Annotated in this window: 1 protein-coding gene; it reads left to right on the top strand. The window is 69.0% G+C overall.

All coding sequences use genetic code 11. The annotated features are described in order from the left end of the window. A partial coding sequence (locus E3U47_RS24810; protein WP_167659538.1) for a phosphopantetheine-binding protein occupies positions 1 to 652 on the top strand: 652 nt, incomplete at both ends.

The following is a 652-nucleotide window of genomic DNA, read 5'->3' on the forward strand; positions in this document are numbered from 1 at the left end:
TATCGGCGGTGCCCAGGTGGCGCGTGGTTACCTCAACCGCCCGGAGCTGACCGCCGAGCGTTTCCTGGCCGACTCGTTCAACGGCGGGCGGATGTACCGCAGCGGCGACCTGGTGCGCTGGAACGCCGATGGCACCCTGGACTACCAGGGCCGCAACGATGACCAGGTGAAGATCCGTGGCGTGCGGGTCGAACTGGGCGAGATCGAGGCCGCGCTCAAAGCCCAGGCGGGCATCGCCGATGCTGTGGTGCTGGTGCGCGACGAGCGCCTGCTGGCCTGGTTCACCGCAGCCGACGGGGCGGTGGACACCGACGCGCTGCGCCAAGGCCTGCAAGCCAGCCTGCCAACCCACCTGGTGCCGCAAGCCTTGGTCCGGTTGGACGCACTGCCATTGACCGTCCACGGCAAGCTCGACCGCAAGGCGTTGCCGGAGCCTGCCGTGCTCACCGGCCAGACGTACGTCATGCCCGAAGGCCCGGTGGAAACCGCCATCGCCGCGCTTTGGGCCGAGGTGCTGGGCCTGGAGCAGGTCGGTCGCCATGACAATTTCTTTGAACTGGGCGGCCATTCGCTGCTGGCGGTCAGCCTGACCGCGCGCCTGCGCCAAGCCGGTTTGGAGGCCGATGTGCGCACGCTGTTCGGCCAGCCGACC

The sequence above is a fragment of the Pseudomonas sp. RIT623 genome, assembly GCF_004519305.1.
Taxonomy (GTDB): domain Bacteria; phylum Pseudomonadota; class Gammaproteobacteria; order Pseudomonadales; family Pseudomonadaceae; genus Aquipseudomonas.